The sequence below is a fragment of the Persicobacter diffluens genome (genome assembly GCF_036244895.1).
Taxonomy (GTDB): Bacteria; Bacteroidota; Bacteroidia; order Cytophagales; family Cyclobacteriaceae; genus Persicobacter; species Persicobacter diffluens.
This window is the reverse complement of record NZ_BQKE01000002.1, coordinates 426,527-447,651: the sequence shown is the minus strand read 5'-3', so window position 1 is coordinate 447,651 and position 21,125 is coordinate 426,527. Positions and strand designations below refer to the sequence as shown.

At 42.7% G+C, this 21,125-nt stretch carries 8 protein-coding genes; 7 read left to right on the top strand and 1 reads right to left on the bottom strand.

Annotation, left to right across the window (positions count from 1 at the left end; translation table 11 throughout):
• Window positions 1-954: a PorP/SprF family type IX secretion system membrane protein gene (locus AAA970_RS16470; protein ID WP_338237985.1), complete on the top strand. Its 954-nt coding sequence runs from the start codon at window positions 1-3 to the stop codon at window positions 952-954.
• A gap of 40 nt (window positions 955-994) precedes the next feature.
• Here the strand turns inward: AAA970_RS16470 and AAA970_RS16465 are convergent, their stop codons facing one another.
• Window positions 995-1,258: a hypothetical protein gene (locus AAA970_RS16465; protein WP_338237984.1), complete on the bottom strand. Its 264-nt coding sequence runs from the start codon at window positions 1,256-1,258 to the stop codon at window positions 995-997.
• A gap of 515 nt (window positions 1,259-1,773) precedes the next feature.
• On the opposite strand from AAA970_RS16465, the gene AAA970_RS16460 reads away from it, so the two are divergent.
• From AAA970_RS16460 to AAA970_RS16435, 6 genes are all read left to right on the top strand, one after another.
• Window positions 1,774-2,283 carry an SdrD B-like domain-containing protein gene (locus AAA970_RS16460; protein ID WP_338237983.1) on the top strand — a complete coding sequence of 170 codons (510 nt, stop codon included), beginning with the start codon at window positions 1,774-1,776 and terminating at the stop codon, window positions 2,281-2,283.
• A 53-nt stretch (window positions 2,284-2,336) separates the two neighbouring features.
• Window positions 2,337-2,636 (top strand): hypothetical protein, encoded by a 300-nt coding sequence (locus tag AAA970_RS16455; RefSeq protein ID WP_338237982.1) that lies wholly within the window; start codon window positions 2,337-2,339, stop codon window positions 2,634-2,636.
• A 42-nt stretch (window positions 2,637-2,678) separates the two neighbouring features.
• Window positions 2,679-3,764, top strand: a complete 1,086-nt coding sequence (locus AAA970_RS16450; protein WP_338237981.1) for an SdrD B-like domain-containing protein — start codon at window positions 2,679-2,681, stop codon at window positions 3,762-3,764.
• Between the two features lie 54 nt (window positions 3,765-3,818).
• Window positions 3,819-11,501: an SdrD B-like domain-containing protein gene (locus AAA970_RS16445; protein WP_338237980.1), complete on the top strand. Its 7,683-nt coding sequence runs from the start codon at window positions 3,819-3,821 to the stop codon at window positions 11,499-11,501.
• A 990-nt stretch (window positions 11,502-12,491) separates the two neighbouring features.
• Window positions 12,492-12,860, top strand: coding sequence for a hypothetical protein (locus tag AAA970_RS16440; protein WP_338237979.1), 369 nt, complete (start codon window positions 12,492-12,494; stop codon window positions 12,858-12,860).
• A gap of 11 nt (window positions 12,861-12,871) precedes the next feature.
• On the top strand, window positions 12,872-20,776 hold the full coding sequence (locus tag AAA970_RS16435) for a malectin domain-containing carbohydrate-binding protein (protein ID WP_338237978.1): 7,905 nt from the start codon (window positions 12,872-12,874) through the stop codon (window positions 20,774-20,776).
• Window positions 20,777-21,125: the final 349 nt, after the last annotated feature.

Genomic DNA, 21,125 nt, shown 5'->3' with positions numbered 1-21,125 from the left:
ATGTTAAAGTGTGTTTTAAAGACCCTCGGATTGTTATTTTTGGTGCCTGTTGCGGCTTTTAGTCAACAGAACCCACAATACAGTCAGTACAATGTCAATCCGTTTTTGTTGAACCCTGCTATTGCAGGGTCAACAACATTTTTGGAAATGCGGACGGGATATCGTTCCCAATGGGGCAACTTTCCGGATGCTCCCAAAACCTTTTTCCTAACGGGCCATGCCCCATTGGGGAAGGTGGACCCTACCTATATTAAATATGTACCTAATCACCATGGAGTCGGCGGACAAATCATTTCGGATGTTACGGGTCCTCTGTCACAAACGGGGGTTTTGGCCAATTATTCCTACCATCAGGTGATTAAAAAGGGTTTATACCTTTCTTTGGGGATGGGTTTAGGTTTTAAGCAATATGGAATTGATCGGGATAAACTTAATCCGGGCGAGGAGGGAGATGTCGTGATAGCCGCGGCCAAGAACTCGTTCAAGCCGGATATCAATGTAGGCGCTTACCTTTACAGCAATCGGTTTTTTGCAGGCGCCAGCGTTCATCAAATGGCTGGCGGAAATGCCGTAATACGAAGTGGAGAGGTGCTACGGTTAGATCAATTGTATATGCACTTTTTTGCCATGGCAGGATATCGGTGGAAATTAGATCGCGACTGGAATTTACTGGGTACGGTAGTATTGAAACATATGCGCCCAGCCGGCCTACATGTGGATGTGAACGTGAAATGGGAGTATAAAGACCTCCTGATGATGGGAGTTGGTTACCGACACGGCGATGCGATTTCGGGCTTGATTGGGCTCCAGTTACCTAACAGTTTATTTGTTTCCTATACCTACGATTATATTTTATCCGAAATCACTGCCTTTACACATGGTAGTCACGAGGTGATGATAGGAATGGACATTCAGGTGATGAAAGATGTCCTTTGCCCGAAACGTTTTTGGTAAACGAAAATTATATTGGAATAGAAAAGGTGAAGCATTGGCTTCACCTTTTTTTATGGACTTTTTTCCCTTTGGTATTTTTTTTCTTACTGGTATTACTTTTTAGGTTATTCAATCGCTTGGTATCTTCAAAATCCCTCCAGACCATTTTTTGCTTGCCCTTTTTATAGGTAGGCCCTGTTGATTTTACGCAGCCACTAATACAAACAACTGAAAGTACCAGCACCGTTAAAATTAGGTATTTAGATTTATTCATTTCAATTAGTCTAATATAGGAGATGTGGATAATATTCTTTATTGCGTTCATCAGCAATATATTTTTTATATAACTCATTTGGAACAAAATCTTCTTTTATTTTCATCATGAAATTAAGAAATATCAAAATATGTCCGCCTTCACAAGTAGCCAGTAGTGGATGCGATGAAGCGGAATTCAAATGATAAACTACTGTTGCATTGATATTTTTTTTAAACTTTTATTTTCAATGATGTGCTGCGTTGATCCTTAAGAAATCTATTTTGTCGTGTAAGAAAAATGCAAATTCTTATAAATTGAGGATTTTTTAGGCTCAACAAATTGAACATTTCTTACATTTCACTTCACCCCACTAATTCTATACAATTCATACATTGCCTTGTTAAACTGCTTCAAACTGTAGGTTGAATTTCTTGTTCAAATACTAGTCCCTGAAAATGGTACATTAAAATATAGAATAAATATAAGTTAGTAGTGCTCTTTACGAAAGTATGTTTTTGGAAGTGTCATTACACTTTGTTTAAATATTTATTAGCCAACTAAAACTAAAACCAAAAATAATCACAATGAAAAAACAATTATTAGATCAGCAAAAATCTTCAAATTTCCTGAATTTGTTCAGGAGGATTACATTGTTAATTTTAATTGGTGTTTTTATACCTCACTGGCTTTATTCTCAAGGCATTTCCGGGGTTGTTTATAAAGATTTTAATATGAATGGGCTACAAGAAGTAGCAATAAATGAGCCGGGTATTGAAGGGGTTACTGTCGAGATTTTTGATTCAAATGGTTTAATAGAAACTTTGGTTTCTGACTCAAATGGAGCCTTTTCTTCTGCCTCAACTAATGACCCATTGGTGCAATATAGGGTGATTTTTTCTGGTTTTGAATCATATCAAAACCCAGTTTCAATGGGAGCCAATCCGGAACTACCGTACAATTCGTTAACGGTGGGGGATTTGCCAATCTTGGGCTGGCTTGTCCAGATTTGTATTGTGAACCTAATCCAAGCTTTGTTGTTCCTTGCCACGTTAATGGTAGTTCTTCTGGTACAGGCCAAACCTGGGATGCCTTAGTTTCTATTGATTACGATGGTATCCCTGTATCTTCTGGGCCACCAATTCCTGGTTTGTTACATGATGCTACCATTGGGGAAATTGGTTCAACATGGGGTACTGCATATGATAATGTGAATAAAAAGCTATATGTCTCAGCTTTCTTGAAAAGGCATAGTGGCTTTGCTGATGGTCCTGGAGCAATTTATGTAATTGATTATTCTTCGGGTTCTGCTTCCGCCCCCACTTTATTTATTGATCTTGATGGATTAACAAATGTTGGTAGTATTTCAACTAACAGGAATTTGAGTACGATCCCTTCTGATCCTAACTATGATTACGAGGCTTTTGGGAAAATTGGGAAAATGAGTTAAGGTGGACTTGAAGTTAGTTCGGATGGGAAATTTTTGTTTTCAGTGAATTTATTCACCAAACAAATTGTGAAAATTGATATCACTACAATGTCTATTGATTCTTTTATTGATTTTCCTGCTCCCTGCTCCAATGCAAGTGAATGGCGGCCTTTTGCTTTAAAGATTTTAAATGAAAAGATGTATTTCGGAGGCGTATGTTCTGGGGAAGCTGGTTCTGGTGAGCTTTTAGGACTTGTTTATGAAATGGATCTGAATGGTAATGGATTGGTGGAAGTGCTCAATTTTGATCTTGCTTATTATCGGGCTGATTTAAATCCTAACGGTTTTCCATGTGGTATTTGGCAACCTTGGTTGGATGAGTTTTTGATAAATCCTGTTCCCGGAATATCAAGTCCAGGTCTAATTTCAACCTTTGCAACGATTAATACTGCTTTATGCCATACACAACCTATGCTTACTGATATTGATTTTACTGCTGATGGTGATATGTTGGTTTTTTTCACCGATAGGTTCGGTCATCAAATGGGGGGGTGGAATTATGGACCTGATCCTACTGAAACATCCACGACCATTTATGAGACTTTGGCTGGTGGTGATTTAGTCAGAGCAGATTTTAATGGATCTACTTATACACCCCAATGGTTGAATACCGTTAATGTTCCTCCAATTGAATATTATACGGGAGATAATTATTCAACCATTCACCCAGAAACGGTTATGGGTAGTGGTGCCAACCTTTACTGCTTAGATAAGGTCATGTCCGTTGCATTAGACCCTGTTGTCATTTACTCTGGTGGTTTTTTGGAATTTAATGCAGATGGGACTAGTGGTAAACGTGCCACCATTTATCAAACCCCTTTGTTTGGTCAGGAAACTTTTGGTAAAGCATCAGGCCTTGGTGAAATTACTTTAATGAGTAATCCCGCTCCAATAGAAATTGGTAACAGAGTTTGGTTTGATATTAATAAAAATGGTGAGCAAGATGCAGGTGAGACTGGATTGGAGGGGATAAGTGTGGAGCTGTATCTGAACGATGTATTAATAGCATCAACTATAACAAACACCATGGGAGAGTATTATTTTAATGATGCGAATGTTCCGGGTGGTTTGATGGTTAATACGGAATAAGAATTACGAATTTTAAAAGACAGTCCAGAACTAACCAATTATTTGCCAACTATTATGGATTTTGGACTAGACCAATTAGGGGAGGCAGGTGATACAGATCGATATGATTCAGATGGGAACGCCTTAATAAATCCAAATTATATTGTGATTCCTTTTTCAACTGGATTTTATGGTGAAAATAATCATACATTAGATTTTGGTTTTATTTTAAATTCCGCCTCGATCGGTAACTTTGTATGGTATGACTTGGACCGCGATGGAATTCAGGATCCAGGTGAAGAGGGCGTTGCCGGGGTAACTGTTAATTTGTTAGCCGGCGATGGTACGTTCATCAGTACCGTAAATACCGATGCCAATGGTTATTACTTATTTGATAATTTAGCACCTGGTGATTACAAAGTTGAGTTTGATTTAGGCACGCTACCCACGGATTATGTGACTTCTCCGAAAGATTCAGGTTCAGATGATGAGTCTGATTCAGATGCAGATGCCAGTACTTTGGGCATGACACCAGTGGTAACCTTAGGTCCCGGTGATGAGAACTTGTCATTGGATTTGGGCATCAACCTACCTTCAGCCTCCATCGGAGACTTTGTGTGGTATGATTTAGACCGCGATGGCATTCAGGATGAAGGAGAAGAAGGAGTACCGGGCATCACGGTTCAACTGAAAGATGAGGAATTAAATATTATCGCAGAGGTAATCACCGATGCCAATGGTAACTATTTATTTGATAATCTAGATGCAGGAACTTATTCCATAGTGTTTGATTTAACAACCGTACCGGATTCCCTTCAAACCACCTTGCTTGATGCCGGTGGAGATGATGGCTTAGATTCGGATTCCGATCCGCTGATGGCCGGCATGACACCATTTACGGAACTTTCACCAGGCGAAGAGGATTTGAGTTTTGACTTAGGCTTGATCACCAAGCCAGCCTCGATCGGTAACTTTGTATGGTATGACTTGGACCGCGATGGAATTCAGGATCCAGGTGAAGAGGGCGTTGCCGGGGTAACTGTTAATTTGTTAGCCGGCGATGGTACGTTCATCAGTACCGTAAATACCGATGCCAATGGTTATTACTTATTTGATAATTTAGCACCTGGTGATTACAAAGTTGAGTTTGATTTAGGCACGCTACCCACGGATTATGTAACCTCTCCGAAAGACTCAGGCTCAGATGATGAAGCTGATTCAGATGCAGATGCCAGTACTTTGGGCATGACACCTGTGGTAACCTTAGGCCCCGGAGATGAGAACTTATCATTGGATTTGGGCATCAACCTACCTTCAGCCTCCATCGGAGACTTTGTGTGGTATGATTCAGACCGCGATGGCATTCAGGATGAAGGGGAAGAAGGAGTACCTGGCATCACGGTTCAACTTAAAGATGAGGAATTAAATATTATCGCAGAGGTAATCACCGATGCCAATGGTAACTATTTATTTGATAATCTAGATGCAGGAACTTATTCCATAGTGTTTGATTTAACAACCGTACCGGATTCCCTTCAAACCACCTTGCTTGATGCCGGTGGAGATGATGGCTTAGATTCGGATTCCGATCCGCTGATGGCCGGCATGACACCATTTACGGAACTTTCACCAGGCGAAGAGGATTTGAGTTTTGACTTAGGCTTGATCACCAAGCCAGCCTCGATCGGTAACTTTGTATGGTATGACTTGGACCGCGATGGAATTCAGGATCCAGGTGAAGAGGGCGTTGCCGGGGTAACTGTTAATTTGTTAGCCGGCGATGGTACGTTCATCAGTACCGTAAATACCGATGCCAATGGTTATTACTTATTTGATAATTTAGCACCTGGTGATTACAAAGTTGAGTTTGATTTAGGCACGCTACCCACGGATTATGTAACCTCTCCGAAAGACTCAGGCTCAGATGATGAAGCTGATTCAGATGCAGATGCCAGTACTTTGGGCATGACACCTGTGGTAACCTTAGGCCCCGGAGATGAGAACTTATCATTGGATTTGGGCATCAACCTACCTTCAGCCTCCATCGGAGACTTTGTGTGGTATGATTCAGACCGCGATGGCATTCAGGATGAAGGGGAAGAAGGAGTACCTGGCATCACGGTTCAACTTAAAGATGAGGAATTAAATATTATCGCAGAGGTAATCACCGATGCCAATGGTAACTATTTATTTGATAATCTAGATGCAGGAACTTATTCCATAGTGTTTGATTTAACAACCGTACCGGATTCCCTTCAAACCACCTTGCTTGATGCCGGTGGAGATGATGGCTTAGATTCGGATTCCGATCCGCTGATGGCCGGCATGACACCATTTACGGAACTTTCACCAGGCGAAGAGGATTTGAGTTTTGACTTAGGCTTGATCACCAAGCCAGCCTCGATCGGTAACTTTGTATGGTATGACTTGGACCGCGATGGAATTCAGGATCCAGGTGAAGAGGGCGTTGCCGGGGTAACGGTTAATTTGTTAGCCGGCGATGGCACGTTCATCAGTACCGTAAATACCGATGCCAATGGTTATTACTTATTTGATAATTTAGCACCGGGCGATTATAAGATAGAGTTTGATTTAGGTACACTACCCACGGATTATGTAACCTCTCCGAAAGACTCAGGCTCAGATGATGAAGCTGATTCAGATGCAGATGCCAGTACTTTGGGCATGACACCTGTGGTAACCTTAGGCCCCGGAGATGAGAACTTATCATTGGATTTGGGCATCAACCTACCAGTAGCCTCTTTGGGAGATTTCGTATGGTTTGATGAAAATGAGAACGGTATTCAGGATGATGGTGAATTGGGGGTACCTAATGTCACTGTTTACTTGAAAAACGAAGCACTTGATGTTGTTGCGACAACAGTGACAGGAGCTGACGGTAGCTATATTTTCGATCAATTAGAGCCAAATATTCCTTACTCAGTAGTGTTTGTAGAAAGTAGTATTCCAGCTGGATATACGGCCACCGTTGCAAATGCAGGTAGTAATGATGAATTAGACTCTGATGCAGATGTTACTACAGGGGGAATGACCCCATTTGTTACCCTGTCTCCGGGAGAATATAATTCTACTTTAGACTTCGGTATTTATTGTGTTCCTCCAATTATTGAGGCCCACATAATGAGCGAAAACCCGGTTTGTCCTGAGAATGCAGCATCTATTTCCCTCCAGGCAGATGTTATAGGGGATGAAGATGTTTTGGCAAATATGCCAATATTATGGGAAACCAATGGGCAAGGAACGTTCATTTCTACCAATACTTTGATTACTACCTATTATCCTACTACCGAGGAAATAGCTAATGGAGGTGAGATTAAATTCACAGTAACTATTCAAGGGTTATGCACTGAGGTAATGGAAACGGTTACATTGACTATTTACCCAACACCAGAAAAGCCAAGTCAGGAGGATATCATCGTTTGTGAAGGCGAAACCATAGCAGAAATAGATTTTGGTTATGGGGTAAAATGGGAAAAAGTGAGCTTCACCGGAGAGATTGGCCTGGATGGTGAAAACAATGAAAACTATCCAAACATCTTACCGGCTTTCTTGGCGAAAAATGGTACGGCAGCTTACTTGTCTAATACTATTAAATTAGTGAAAGTGAGTGAGTTCGGTTGTGAGTCCGAGCCGCATTACTTCGAGATCATTGTTCATCCAACACCTGCGACGCCAATAGCGACCGGAGATGCCGTTTGTTTCGATGATCAGGCAGGTACACTAAGCGTTACTTCCGGTGACCCACGTTTCCAGGATATTGATTTGATCTTTAACTGGTATGATTCCGAGGGCGGACAATTGTTAGCACAAGGAACTGAATTTATGCCGGAAACAGGCCTGGCAGCGGGTACTTACACCTATTTTGTTACCGCTTCTAAAGCTTATGGTGATTATAAATATTGTGAAGGACCCGGAGTGGAAGTGGAATACACCATTTTCCCAAGACCTGCTAAGCCGCTAGTGGAAGACTTGCATTACTGTTCCGGTGAGGAAGTTCATCCTTACAAATTAGGATTCGGTAAGCCAGGTACTTTTGAGTGGGAATTCAAAGATGGTATGAACAGCATCGGAATGTCGGAGAACAGCGGTGAAAATTATTTACCTAAATTCACGGCGATCAATACTTCCGGCGACCCAGTAACCAATACCATTAAAGTGCGGGTGATCGATGAAAACGGATGTGTTTCCAGATATGCTGAATTCGATATCACGATTCACCCAGCTCCAAAAGTGAGCTTGCTGACTGCAGAGAATCCTGGTTGTAACGGTGATGCGGATGGCGCTGTTTCCTTCTACGTATATGGAGGTTCGCCAAAAGAGGGCAATCCTGCTTACGACTGGGACTGGAACGGGCATCCGGATGATGTGATGACCATGTCAGACGCCAGTGGAATGACTTTCGATGCCGACCATTTAGCAGGATCGATCAAGTATACCTTGACCGTGACGGATAAATATGGCTGTATGGCAGAGGAAAGTGTTACTCTGAAAAATCCATCCAATCTGGATGTGGAAATTGAGGAGACGCAATCTATTCTTTGCTATGGTGATATGAATGGGGAGTTGACTGCCATTATTGATGGTGGTACTTACAACGATTCCCATGAGGATTGTATCTTCATCTGGACGCATGTAGAAAGTAGCACGACTTTCGGCGGGCCCGTTTGGTCAGGCTTGGGAGCTGGTACTTATTGGTTGACCGTGATTGATGAAAATGGATGTACGGCGGATGCAGTTTACAAACTGAAGCAACCAGATCTATTGGAAATCACCGATGTTGCTACTACTGACGTAACCTGTTACGGCGCAGCGGATGGAACAGCGACCATTACCGCTATCGGTGGAACCCTTTTCGATTATGGCGATTACCGCTACAGTCTGGAGGGCACCGATTGGCAAAACTATGAGGTGAGCCATGATCCACAGAAAAGCAATGTATTTGTGAACTTGGCTGCAGGATCCTATAAGGTCATTGTAGAGGATAAGAACGGATGTATGGCGATGGAGGATTTCAAAATCGAGCAGCCTACCGAAGTTGAATTTGTAAGCTGTGAGATTGTGGATGTGACTTGTCCGGAAAACCTGGATGGATCCATCACGATTACCGCACAAGGTGGAACACCAGGCTATATGTACAAACTGGATGACGGTGGCTATCAGGCTTCCAACGTTTTCGAGTATTTAGCTAAAGGTTCCTATGACGTTTTCGTGAAAGATGCCAATGGTTGTACCGCGAAGAAGGAAGTGACCATCGGCGTTCAGCCAGATGTGATCAATCCTGAATTTGATTACAAACCAGCCGATACCATGGTAGCTTGTGGAGATGATACTTCTCCGGAATATACCGGAATGGCAACAGCAACGGATAATTGCGAAGGCGTAGAAGTGACCTATGAAGATGAAACCGTGAAGGGCGAATGTCCTGCCTTCCAGGTGATCATCCGTACTTGGACTGCCACAGATTACTATGGCAACAAAGTAAGCTGTGAGCAGCGCATCGAAATCAAGGACGAAGAGAAGCCTTACTTCACCAAATATCCTCAGGATAGAGAGGTGCATTGGGGTGATGCTTATGATCCATTAGACGATGAGGTGAAAGCTGCTGATGATTGTTCTGGTCTGAAGCACCTGTGTTTCGAGGATGAAGAGATCAATTACCTTGACTGTGAATATGCAGAATTCAAGCGTAAGTGGATTGCAATCGATTCTTGCGACAATAAGGAGTACACTTATCAGACAATCACCATTAAAGGTCAGCGTCCATTGCACTTGACTTGTCCGGATGATATCGTAGTATATGCTTCCCGTGGTGATAATGGTGCATTCGTAGACTTCCAGGAGAAAGTTAGTACGACTAATACTGGTCTACGGGTGAATTACTCTCATCGTTCAGGAGACTATTTCCCTATTGGTGAGACAGAGGTAACGATTACTGCGAAAGATGACTGTGGCAACCGCAGAGAGTGTCGCTTTACTATCCGAGTGAAAGATACTCCACGTGAGAATGGCGCGATCTACATTAATGCCAATGGTAAAGAAGTAGTGACCACCAAAGACGGTTTAGTATTTGACTATGACAAGTACTATAATGGCGGTACAGGTTATACGCACCGTGCGAAGGAAATCTATCAGACAGAAAATGATCAGATTCACCTGACTGAGCGTTATGGCCGTAACTTCAGCTATGCGATTCCGGCACAGAGAGGTCAGCATTATAAAGTGACTTTATTTTTCTCGGAGAATTATCACAACTATGCGAACCGTCGTAAATTCTCGGTAGCCATGGAGAGTGAAGAAATCATGAAAGACTTCGACATCTTCGCGGAAGCCGGAGGAAAATGCATCGGAATCACGCGTGAGTTCAAAGTGTATGCGGATGATGAGTACCTGAACCTGGCGTTCTATTGTGGTCCGAATGGATTAGATAACGCGAAAGTAGATGGTATTTGTGTGATGCCGATCGACGATGAAGAAATCCTGGGCTACTATGTAAATGCAAACGGAGCCCGTGATTACACCACCGAAGAAGGCTATAACTTCAAGCGCGATGCTTACTACTCTGGTGGCGCGACTTATAAAGTAGCGGAAACTACCGAGATTGAAGGCACCAACGATGATTATCTGTACACTACCGAGCGTTACGGACGTGACTTCAGCTACCGCATGCCGTCGAAAGCAGGCCAGTACTATCAGGTGAAATTGTTCTTTGCAGAAGTATATCACCGAGAGGCAGGCAAGCGTATCTTCAATGTGGATATTGATGGCGAGAACAAGCTGTACGGCTATGACATCGTTGGAAAAGCAGGCGCTCGATACAGAGCCGTTTGTGAGACCTTCGAAGTATATGCCCAGGCGGATCATATGAACATCAGATTCTACAAAGGAGACAATGGCGTGGACATGGCGAAGGTATCAGCGATTTGCATCGTACCAATCGACAAGCCGGAAGAGCCAGTGTACACTTACTATGTGAATGCACACGGAACCGAGGTTTACGAATCGTATGATGGATACATCTTCGGTGAAGATCAGTACTTCTACGGTGGAAAAACTTACTATGCTTCCGGCAGTCAGATAGACAATAGCTACGATGACGAGTTGTTCCGCTCAGAACGTTACGGAGAGAATTTCTTATACAGAATTCCTGCACGTCATGGTAAGGAATATGAAGTGAAGTTATTCTTCGCGGAAACTTACTGGAATGAAGCCGGTGACCGTACTTTCCACGTGGACATCGAAGGACAACGTAAATTGGAATTGTTTGACATCTATGCGGAAGCTGGTGGTAAGAACAAGGCCGTTTGCAAGACCTTCTATGTAACGGCTGATGGCAACGCACTGGATATCAAATTCTATATCGATGGTTATTGCGCTGACAATGCAAAAATCTCTGCCATTTGTGTGATGCCGAAAGACGAAGCTCCAGAGAATGCGCGTGAGGTGGATCTTCCATCCATTGTGGCACCTGAAACGATCGTGGGTAATTTGAAAGCTTATCCAAACCCTGCTGCCGAATACTTTAACTTAAATGTATTGGTAGAAGAACAGGATCAATTCGAGGTACAGCTGATCGATATGACCGGTGTGATTCACAACATTAAAGGCGATTCAATTGAGCGTCTGGAAGATGAAGTGAAAGTATTCATTGAAGATATGAAATTGGTGGGCGGAACTTATATGGTTCGCTACAACCACAACGGTATCAATAGTGAATTCCTAAAATTGATGGTAGAATAAACCATCCAATAAACTACTTATGAACAAAAAAACGGCGCTGTGATGGCGCCGTTTTTTTGCCAAAAAATTTGTCGCATTTCAGCTAGGCTTTCTCACATTTTTAATGTGAGGAAATCAACCGCTGTTCTGATCACGTCAGCGCCATTTGTCAGGAAGGAACCAGCTATCTGGCCAAAATACTCGACAGTCTACATTTCAACTTAGTATCTAAGTCCCGGATTTTGACTATTAAACACGCTCTAAAAACCTGCATGAATGAAAATGAATTCACCTTACGACTAATGGACAATGAATTTATATTTGGTTTAAGTCGATTGGAGTGTTTAACGGACTACTACCTCAAGGAATGATTCAAGAACAAATATCTCCGTTATTAATTACCTGCTTTTTTGTATACAGGATGATCATACAAGTCAGGAATTTCGGTTTACATCTTCTTTTCTTCTGGCGTGTATCCAAATAGTTTTAGCCGAAATTACATCTTTAATCCAAGAAGTATATTTTGGTGGTTGCTATTTTTATTTTTATTAAGAAAAATATGTGTTGATCATAACTTTATCAATTTTTGGATGAACACAAATTTTTCGTCCTGAAAAGCTCAAGTATACCAATATGATGTTCGAAAAAGTATGCTACTAATATCCATTTTTCGCTATTAGATGTTATGTATTATTTAATTAATGCAAAAACAGCAATGCTGCTATTTTTTTGTCTGATCATATGTTGATTTATTATTGTTTTACTGCAGTATAACTTTAGTTTGATAGGCTATGATTTTTATTTGATCCTGCAATATGCTTTTTGAGCCCTACTTTATTTCTTTCATATAGGAATTTATTAGAAGTAAGAACGATGTAAGATTAGACGTGTTTAGAAATGAAATGGGTGATTCCATATTTATTTGAAAACCATGTATTAACCTTATTTAACAACAATGAACTCCTCCTAGAAAAAGTGAATTCCGATTATTTCTAAACTTAAACTAAGAAAATGAAAGAAAACAAAATACCGAAAATAAGCCTACTAAGCTTATTATTTGTACTACTTACCTTCAGCACCAGCATTGGAGCAGGTAATAAGGTCTTTAAAGTCAAATCATTTGATTCAATTGATGGTAAGGGCCAATTAATAGTGAATGAAGTGTCTGGTTTTGGTGATAATGCAAAAATTGGATTCTACAAAGTCCTAGGAGATCAATATCAATTGATAGAGATAGTTCCCGCATTAAATGGCCACGTATTTCATGGGATGGAGGATGGCGTCTTCTACGCCATTATCGCTTTTGACAGTAACCTAGGTGAGGATCCCTTAAAAATGGGCTTTGATGTTAAATATGAAAAAAGGTTTATCAAGTATTAAGATAAGGATTTATGAAACAGCACTATAACCGAACGAGACTCCGCTTTATTTTGACCTTTTTTCTTTTGGTCATTGGAAGCTTCGTCTTTCAAAATTATGCCACTGCGCAAATTATTATTTATGGAAAGTATATACCTGATTGTCCTTTAGATAAAGATAGTGAACGAATAACATCCGCTAACCCTTGCTCTTTGCCTTTAACCACTGATAATGTGGCTAATGGTTATGAAGGGGGTTGGTTGGTTGCTAATTGGTTTGGTATTAATCCGGACCAAATAGATATTTATAAGGATGGAAGCCTGATTAATCCAGGCGATTATGCCGCTGAGCTAATTTGTGTTGATCCCGGTAATATTTCCGCAATTGGGACTACCTGGAATATCGCTATTTATGATATTCAAAAAGACGTGGAATATAAGTTCTTTTTAAAAGATAATGGTACCGGGGCTGAATCTGAAGATTCCTTTCTTTATGATATTCCAGAACCATTTGAAGCCTTAGATGGCTTTCCGAATTCATTCGATCCAACTTGTCCCGGTGGGAATGATGGAAGTATTAACATCCAGGCTACTGGTGGTACCGGCCAACTCACTTACACCATATATAAGAATGGTCAGCAGGTGGATAGTAATACCACAGGTTCTTTTACCGATTTGACCGCTGGGACTTACTCTTTGGAGATTAAGGATGCAAAAGACTGTATAGATCCGTTAGGACTTGAGGTCGAACTTATTGATCCTGCTCCTGTTAGTCCACCAACTTGTCCGGGGCCTAATACAATCTGTTTGAAAGATAATGCCAGCCCTACTTTAGGAGACGCATTTAATATTGGTTCAAATCAGGAGGTATTCTTAACGGATGATCCATCGGGTAGTCCTTTATCATCTTCTTATGATATTTCTACTGAAGGTAGCTATACTTTTTATGTGTTCAATTATGAAGATAGAACTCCTTCTGCGGGAGGTGCTGATGTTAGATGCTATTCAGCATCTTGTAGTTTTACCGTATATGTAGTAGGAGATGTGGTTGCAGGAAAAAAATCTGATGGTATGGTTTGCAATGATGAAGGTGAGTTTGAACTCTCTTCTCTATTGACTTCCGCTACTACCGGAGGGGGGAGTTGGTCACAGGTTTCGGGTGGCATTTATCCAGCTTCCGATGGAGCTGTTGATTTTACTGATGAAACAGCGGGGGACTATGTATTTAAGTATAGTGTTTCCAATGATTGTGGTGTTGCTAGTGTAGAAGTTACCGTTAGTGTAAAAGATGCTCCAGAAGCCGGTGACGACAATTCAGCATCTTTCTGTCTGGGGACTGCTGAAGTTGGTGCGATTGATTTGACTGCTTTGCTTGCTAATGCTGATGGAGGGGGAGCATGGACAGATGAAGACAATAATCCAGTGGCAAGCCCAGCTTCTTTAGACTTAAGCACTGCTGATGCTGGAGAATATAAATTTACCTATACCATTACTGCAGATGCACCTTGTGAAGATGATGCAGCAGTTATGACGATCACCATTCTGGACGAACCTTCTGCAGGTGACAATGGTATGGCTGATATTTGTAATGCGGGAACTTCCACTATTATTGATCTTTCTGCCCAGTTATTAAATGCTGATGAGGGAGGGGTTTGGACTGACACCGATAATTCTGGTGTGGATCTTGGCGATGAAACATCAGTTGACTTTAAAGATATTTCCGCCGGAACTTATGTATTCACTTACACTGTTGGAGGTGGTAATACCGGATGTAATGAAGATGCTGCAGAAATCGAGCTTACGGTTTATGATCTTAAATCTGCTGGAGAAAATGGAGAACTCAAACTTTGTGTAGGGGATGAGATGTCTTATACTTTATTTGATTATTTGACAGGTGATCGCGATACTGGGGGTAAATGGTTTGATAGTTCTGATAATGAATTAGGCGATGATACTTATGCCAGAAGTTTTGGAGCAGAGGCGGATGGAACCACTTTAACCTTTACTTACAAACAAGCAAGTAACGGACCGTGCGAAGCAACTGAAGCAACTTTAACTGTAATAATCGAACAACCTGCAGCGCCGGCATCTCCTTCGGATGTAGAAGTTTGTGATGGAGATCCTGCGACCCTTACTGCAACCGGAACTAATATTGTATGGTACGATTCGGAATTCAATGGAACGGAATTGGCTACCGGTAATACTTATGAGGCGGGAGTGCGCCCAGTAGGGATGTACACCTTCTACATTGCTGAGGTAACCGATGGTTGTGAAAGTCTTAGAAGTCCAGCGAAACTCATCGTAAAACCAAAACCTGCCGCTCCACAAATTACGAATCAGAGAATTTGTGAAGGAGATGCGATTCCTACATTTGAGATTGATGGCACCACGGAAGGTATCTGGAAAGACTTACTATCAGGTACGTCAGAACAGGGAATAAACTATTCTCCTGCGGTTAGCGAGCCAGGAACCTATTTCTTTGAAGTGATTGCCATCATTGATGGTTGCCCTAGCGAACCGGCAACATTCAGTTTGATCATTGATCCTAAGCCGGTTATTGATCCTATAGCAGACATCGAAGTTTGTGTGGGAGAACAGATAAAAACCAATATCACTGGAACAGGAATTGCTTCCTTCGAATGGGAGAAAACCGCCGGGGATCTTGTATTAATCAGTTCAACTAGCGGAGACATTGATGAAGAGGCGACTACCGCTGGCATGGCGACCATTAAAGTGACTGCCTTATCGGAGGAGGAATGCCCTGCTGACCCTGTATATTTCAATATCAAGGTGAATCCACTTCCAGATGCTCCCGGTGATGAGTTGATTTGCATTTGCCCTGGAGAAGAAGGTGCACTGGACTTACCGGACAATGTTAAATGGGTGCGTCGCGACGGTGATAATGCAGAAGTAGGGATTGATCAAAGCATGGGAATGGGTAGTATTAGCGCTTTCTATGGAGTACCCAATAACACGGGAGCTGTTATCGAAGCAAAATACGATTTGATTGCCATTTCAGATGACGGATGTGAGAGTGCTCCAGGTACGTTGACGGTTCAAATCAAGCCTACGCCAGACAAGCCATCGGTGGCAGACAAGACGATTTGTGAAGGAGAGGCGACCCCTACATTTGTAGCGAGTGGGGAAGATCAAGCGACCTTTAAATGGTATAATCATAAATGGGAATACCTTGCTTCCGGTGCGGAATACACCCCTACGGACAGCGAGCCAGGCACTTATGAGTATTTCGTAAAGCAAATTACGGAATTTGATTGTCCTTCTGAGCCACAAAAAGCGGTATTGACCATCAAGCCTACCCCGGAAGCTCCGGTAGCAGCTGATTTGGAAATCTGTGAAGGCGAGGACATTCCATATTTCATGGTGGAAAATGAAGACGCTTTCGACGAAGGCACCATCACTTGGTATGAGGCGGATCCTGCTCAGGGTATTGTTCCGCAAAAAGGAACAGGGATGCAGTTCATGGCTGAAACAGACGGACCGGGTACCTATACCTGTTACTTCACCAGAACGATTAATGGTTGTGAAGGGCCTGCGGCAGCAGTTACGTTGACCATCCATCCAAAGCCAATGAAACCATCACAAGAGAACATCATCGTGTGTGAGGGTGAAACGGTACCGGAATTGATCTTTGGAAACGGAGTTTATTGGGAGAAAATCAGCTTCACCGGCGAAATCGGGCTGGATGATGACAACCATGAGAAAGCGCCGAAAAAACTACCTTCCTTCCTGGCGAAGAATGGTACGGACGGTGAGTTATCCAATACCATCAGACTAGTGAAAGTGAATGAGTTCGGATGTGAATCTGAACCACATACTTTTAAAATCATCGTACAACCAACACCTGCTGCCCCAATTGCTTACGGTGATGCGGTATGTTTCGATGATCAGCCGGGTAAATTGACGGCTACTTCGGGCGACTCCCGTTTCGAAGATGGCGACTTGATCTTCAATTGGTACGATGCTGAAGGTGGCCAGCTATTGGCACAGAGCACTGAATTTGTTCCCGAAGATGGCTTGCCAGCAGGCACTTATTCTTATTTCGTAACAGCTTCCAGAGCATACGGCAACAAAGGCAAAGTATGTGAGGGTCCTGGTGTGGAAGTAGACTATACCATTTTCCCAAAACCAGCGAAACCGGTTGTTGAGGACTTGCATTACTGTTCCGGTGAAGAAGTTCATCCTTACAAATTAGGCTTCGGCAAGCCGGGTACTTTCGTTTGGGAATTCAAGGATGGTATGAATAGTATCGGTATGTCAGAAAATAGCGGTGAAAACTATTTACCGAAATTCACCGCGATCAATACTTCTGATGCATCAGTAACCAACACCATTAAGGTGAAAGTGATTGATGAAAACGGATGTGTTTCCAATTACGCACAATTCGATATTACCATTCATCCAGCACCAAAAGTGAGCTTGTTGATGTCTGAGAATCCGGGCTGTAATGGCGATGCGGATGGTACTGCTTCCTTCTTCGTGTACGGAGGTTCTCCGAAAGATGGTAATCCATCTTATGACTGGAATTGGAACGGTTATGCGGGTGATGTATCGACCATGTCCGACGATAGCGGCATGACTTTCGATGCCGATCATTTGGCAGGATCTATCCAATACACCCTTGAAGTAACCGATAAATACGGATGTATGGCTGAAGCGGATGTGACCTTGAAAAACCCATCCAATCTGGATGTGGAAATCGAGGAAATCAAGGAAATCCTTTGCTTCGGTGATATGAACGGTGAGTTAACCGCTATCATTGACGGTGGTACTTATAATGAGCAGCACGACGGATGTATCTTCATCTGGACGCATGTGGAAAGCAGTACGACTTTCGGCGGACCGGTATGGTCAGGATTGGGAGCAGGTACTTATTGGTTGACTATTATTGATGAAAATGGATGTACGGCGGATGCAGTGTACAAGCTGAAGCAACCGGATCTGTTGGAAATCACCGATATTGCTACTACTGATGTTACCTGTTACGGTGCAGCAGATGGTACAGCAACCATCACTGCGATCGGCGGAACACTTTTCGATTATGGCGATTACCGCTACAGTCTGGAAGGTACCGACTGGTTGGACAACGAAGTGAGTCGCGATCCACAGAAAAGCAATGTATTTGTGAACTTGGCGGCTGGATCCTATAAGGTGACGGTGGAAGACAAGAACGGATGTATCGCGATGGAAGATTTCATCATCGAACAGCCTACCGAAGTTGAATTTGTAAGCTGTGAGATTGTGGATGTAACTTGTCCTGAGAATTTGGATGGTTCCATTACGGTAACCGCACAGGGTGGAACTCCGGGATATACTTACTCCATTGACGGAGAGAATTTCCAGGCGTCCAATCTGTTCGAATACCTGGGCAAAGGTGCTTATGATGTTTTCGTAAAAGACGCCAACGGTTGTACCGCGAAGAAGGAAGTAACCATCGGCGTTCAGCCGGATGAGATCGATCCTGAATTCGATTACAAACCAGCCGATACCATGGTGGCTTGTGGAGATGACATTTCCCCGGACAATACCGGTATGGCCACAGCGACAGATAACTGCGAAGGTGTTGAGGTAACTTATGAAGATCAAACGGAAAAAGGTGAATGTCCTGCTTTCGAAGTGATCATCCGTACCTGGACCGCCACAGACTACTATGGCAACAAAGTAAGCTGTGAGCAACGCATTGAGATCAAAGACGAGGAGAAACCTTATTTCACTAAACTTCCTGAGGATAAGATGATGAACTGGGGTGATGATCTGGATCCGATCGAAGGCGAAGTTACGGCAGCAGATGACTGTTCCGGATTGAAGCACCTGTGTTTTGAAGACGGAGATTATCACTATATCGATTGTGAAACCGCTGAATTCGAGCGTAAGTGGATCGCGATTGACACTTGTGACAATAAGGAGTTTGCTTATCAGACCATCACTTTGAAAGGTCAGCGTCCGTTGCACCTGACTTGTCCTGAAGACATCGTAGTGTATGCCGAGCGTGGTGACAACGGTGCATTCGTAGACTTCCAGGAAACGGTATCGACCACCAACACTGGTTTGATGGTAACCTACTCCCACCGCTCCGGAGATTACTTCCCAACGGGTGAAACGGAAGTAACGATCACTGCCAAGGATGATTGCGGTAACCGCAAAGAGTGTCGCTTCACAATTGAGGTGAAAGATACCCCACGTGAGAATGGCGCGATCTACATCAATGCCAATGGTAAGGAAATCGTAACCACCAAAAAAGGACTGGTATTCGATTACGATAAATATTACAGAGGAGGAACCGGATATGCGCATCCTGAAAAGGAAATCTATCAAACGGATAATGATAAAATTCACCTGACAGAGCGTTACGGACGTAACTTCAGCTATGCAATTCCGGCACAAACCGGTCAGCATTATAAAGTAACGTTGTTCTTCTCTGAGAACTATCACAACTATGCAAACAAGCGTAAATTCTCGGTAGCACTGGAAGGCGAAGAAGTATTGGAAGACTTCGATATCTTCGCAGAAGCCGGTGGAAAATGTATCGGAATTACGCGTGAGTTCCAGGTGTATGCAGATGATGAGTACCTGAACTTAGCATTCTATTGTGGTCCGAATGGACTGGATAATGCAAAAGTAGATGGTATCTGCGTGATGCCGATTGACGGGGAAGAAGTATTGGGTTACTATGTGAATGCAAAAGGTGAGCGTGATTATACCACCGAGGAAGGGTATATCTTCAAGCGTGATGCTTACTATTCAGGAGGCGCAACTTATAAAGTGGCAGAAACTACTGAAATTGAAGGCACCAACGATGATTATCTATACACTACCGAGCGTTACGGACGTGACTTTAGCTACCGCATGCCGGCGAAAGCAGGCCAGTACTATCAGGTGAAATTGTTCTTTGCAGAAGTATATCACCGAGAGGCAGGCAAGCGTATCTTCAATGTGGATATTGATGGCGAGAACAAGCTGTACGGCTATGACATCGTTGGAAAAGCAGGCGCTCGATACAGAGCTGTTTGTGAGACCTTCGAAGTATATGCCCAGGCGGATCATATGAACATCAGATTCTACAAAGGAGACAATGGCGTGGACATGGCGAAGGTATCAGCGATTTGCATCGTACCAATCGACAAGCCGGAAGAGCCAGTGTACACTTACTATGTGAATGCACACGGAACCGAGGTTTACGAATCGTATGATGGATACATCTTCGGCGAAGATCAGTACTTCTACGGTGGAAAAACTTACTATGCTTCCGGCAGTCAGATAGACAATAGCTACGATGATGAGTTGTTCCGCTCAGAACGTTACGGAGAGAATTTCTTATACAGAATTCCTGCACGTCATGGTAAGGAATATGAAGTGAAGTTATTCTTCGCGGAAACTTACTGGAATGAAGCCGGCTCTCGTACTTTCCATGTGGACATTGAAGGCCAGCGTAAACTAGAATTGTTCGATATCTTTGCGGAAGCAGGAGGAAAGAATAAGGCCGTTTGCAAAACTTTCTATGTAACCGCTGACGGTAATGCTTTGGACATCGAATTCTACGTGGACGGTTATTGTGCAGACAATGCGAAAATCTCCGCCATTTGTGTGATGCCGAAAGACGAAGCGCCGGAGAATGCGCGTGAGGTGGATCTTCCATCCATCGTGGCACCTGAAACGATCGTGGGTAATTTGAAAGCTTATCCAAACCCTGCTGCCGAATACTTTAATTTAAATGTTTTGGTAGAAGAACAGGATCAATTCGAGGTACAGCTGATCGATATGACCGGTGTAATTCACAACATAAAAGGCGATTCCATTGAGCGTCTGGAAGATGAAGTGAAAGTATTCATTGAAGATATGAAATTGGTGGGCGGAACTTATATGGTTCGCTACAACCACAACGGTATCAATAGTGAATTCCTGAAATTGATGGTGAAATAAACCATCCAATAAACTACTTATGAACAAAAAAACGGCGCTGTGAAGGCGCCGTTTTTTTTTGTCTAAGCCGGATTATTCCTACTTAAATCCTCGTTTAGCTGTAAGGCGGAAAAAATGAAGGAATAGTTTCCTATTTCGAGTTTTTTCCAACGAAGCAGATGAATGAGGAGCAAGCAAGCTTGCCAAATTTGGGCTATTATAATTCAAAGAAAATAAGTTTCTAAGATCTGAAAATAAGCCACTTGCGCTTGGTTGATGAATTTAGCGGTGAATAATTCGGGTTAAATCCTTTTTTAGCTGCCAGGCAGGTAAAATGAAGGAGTTTTTCCAGTTTCGAGTTTTTTCAACG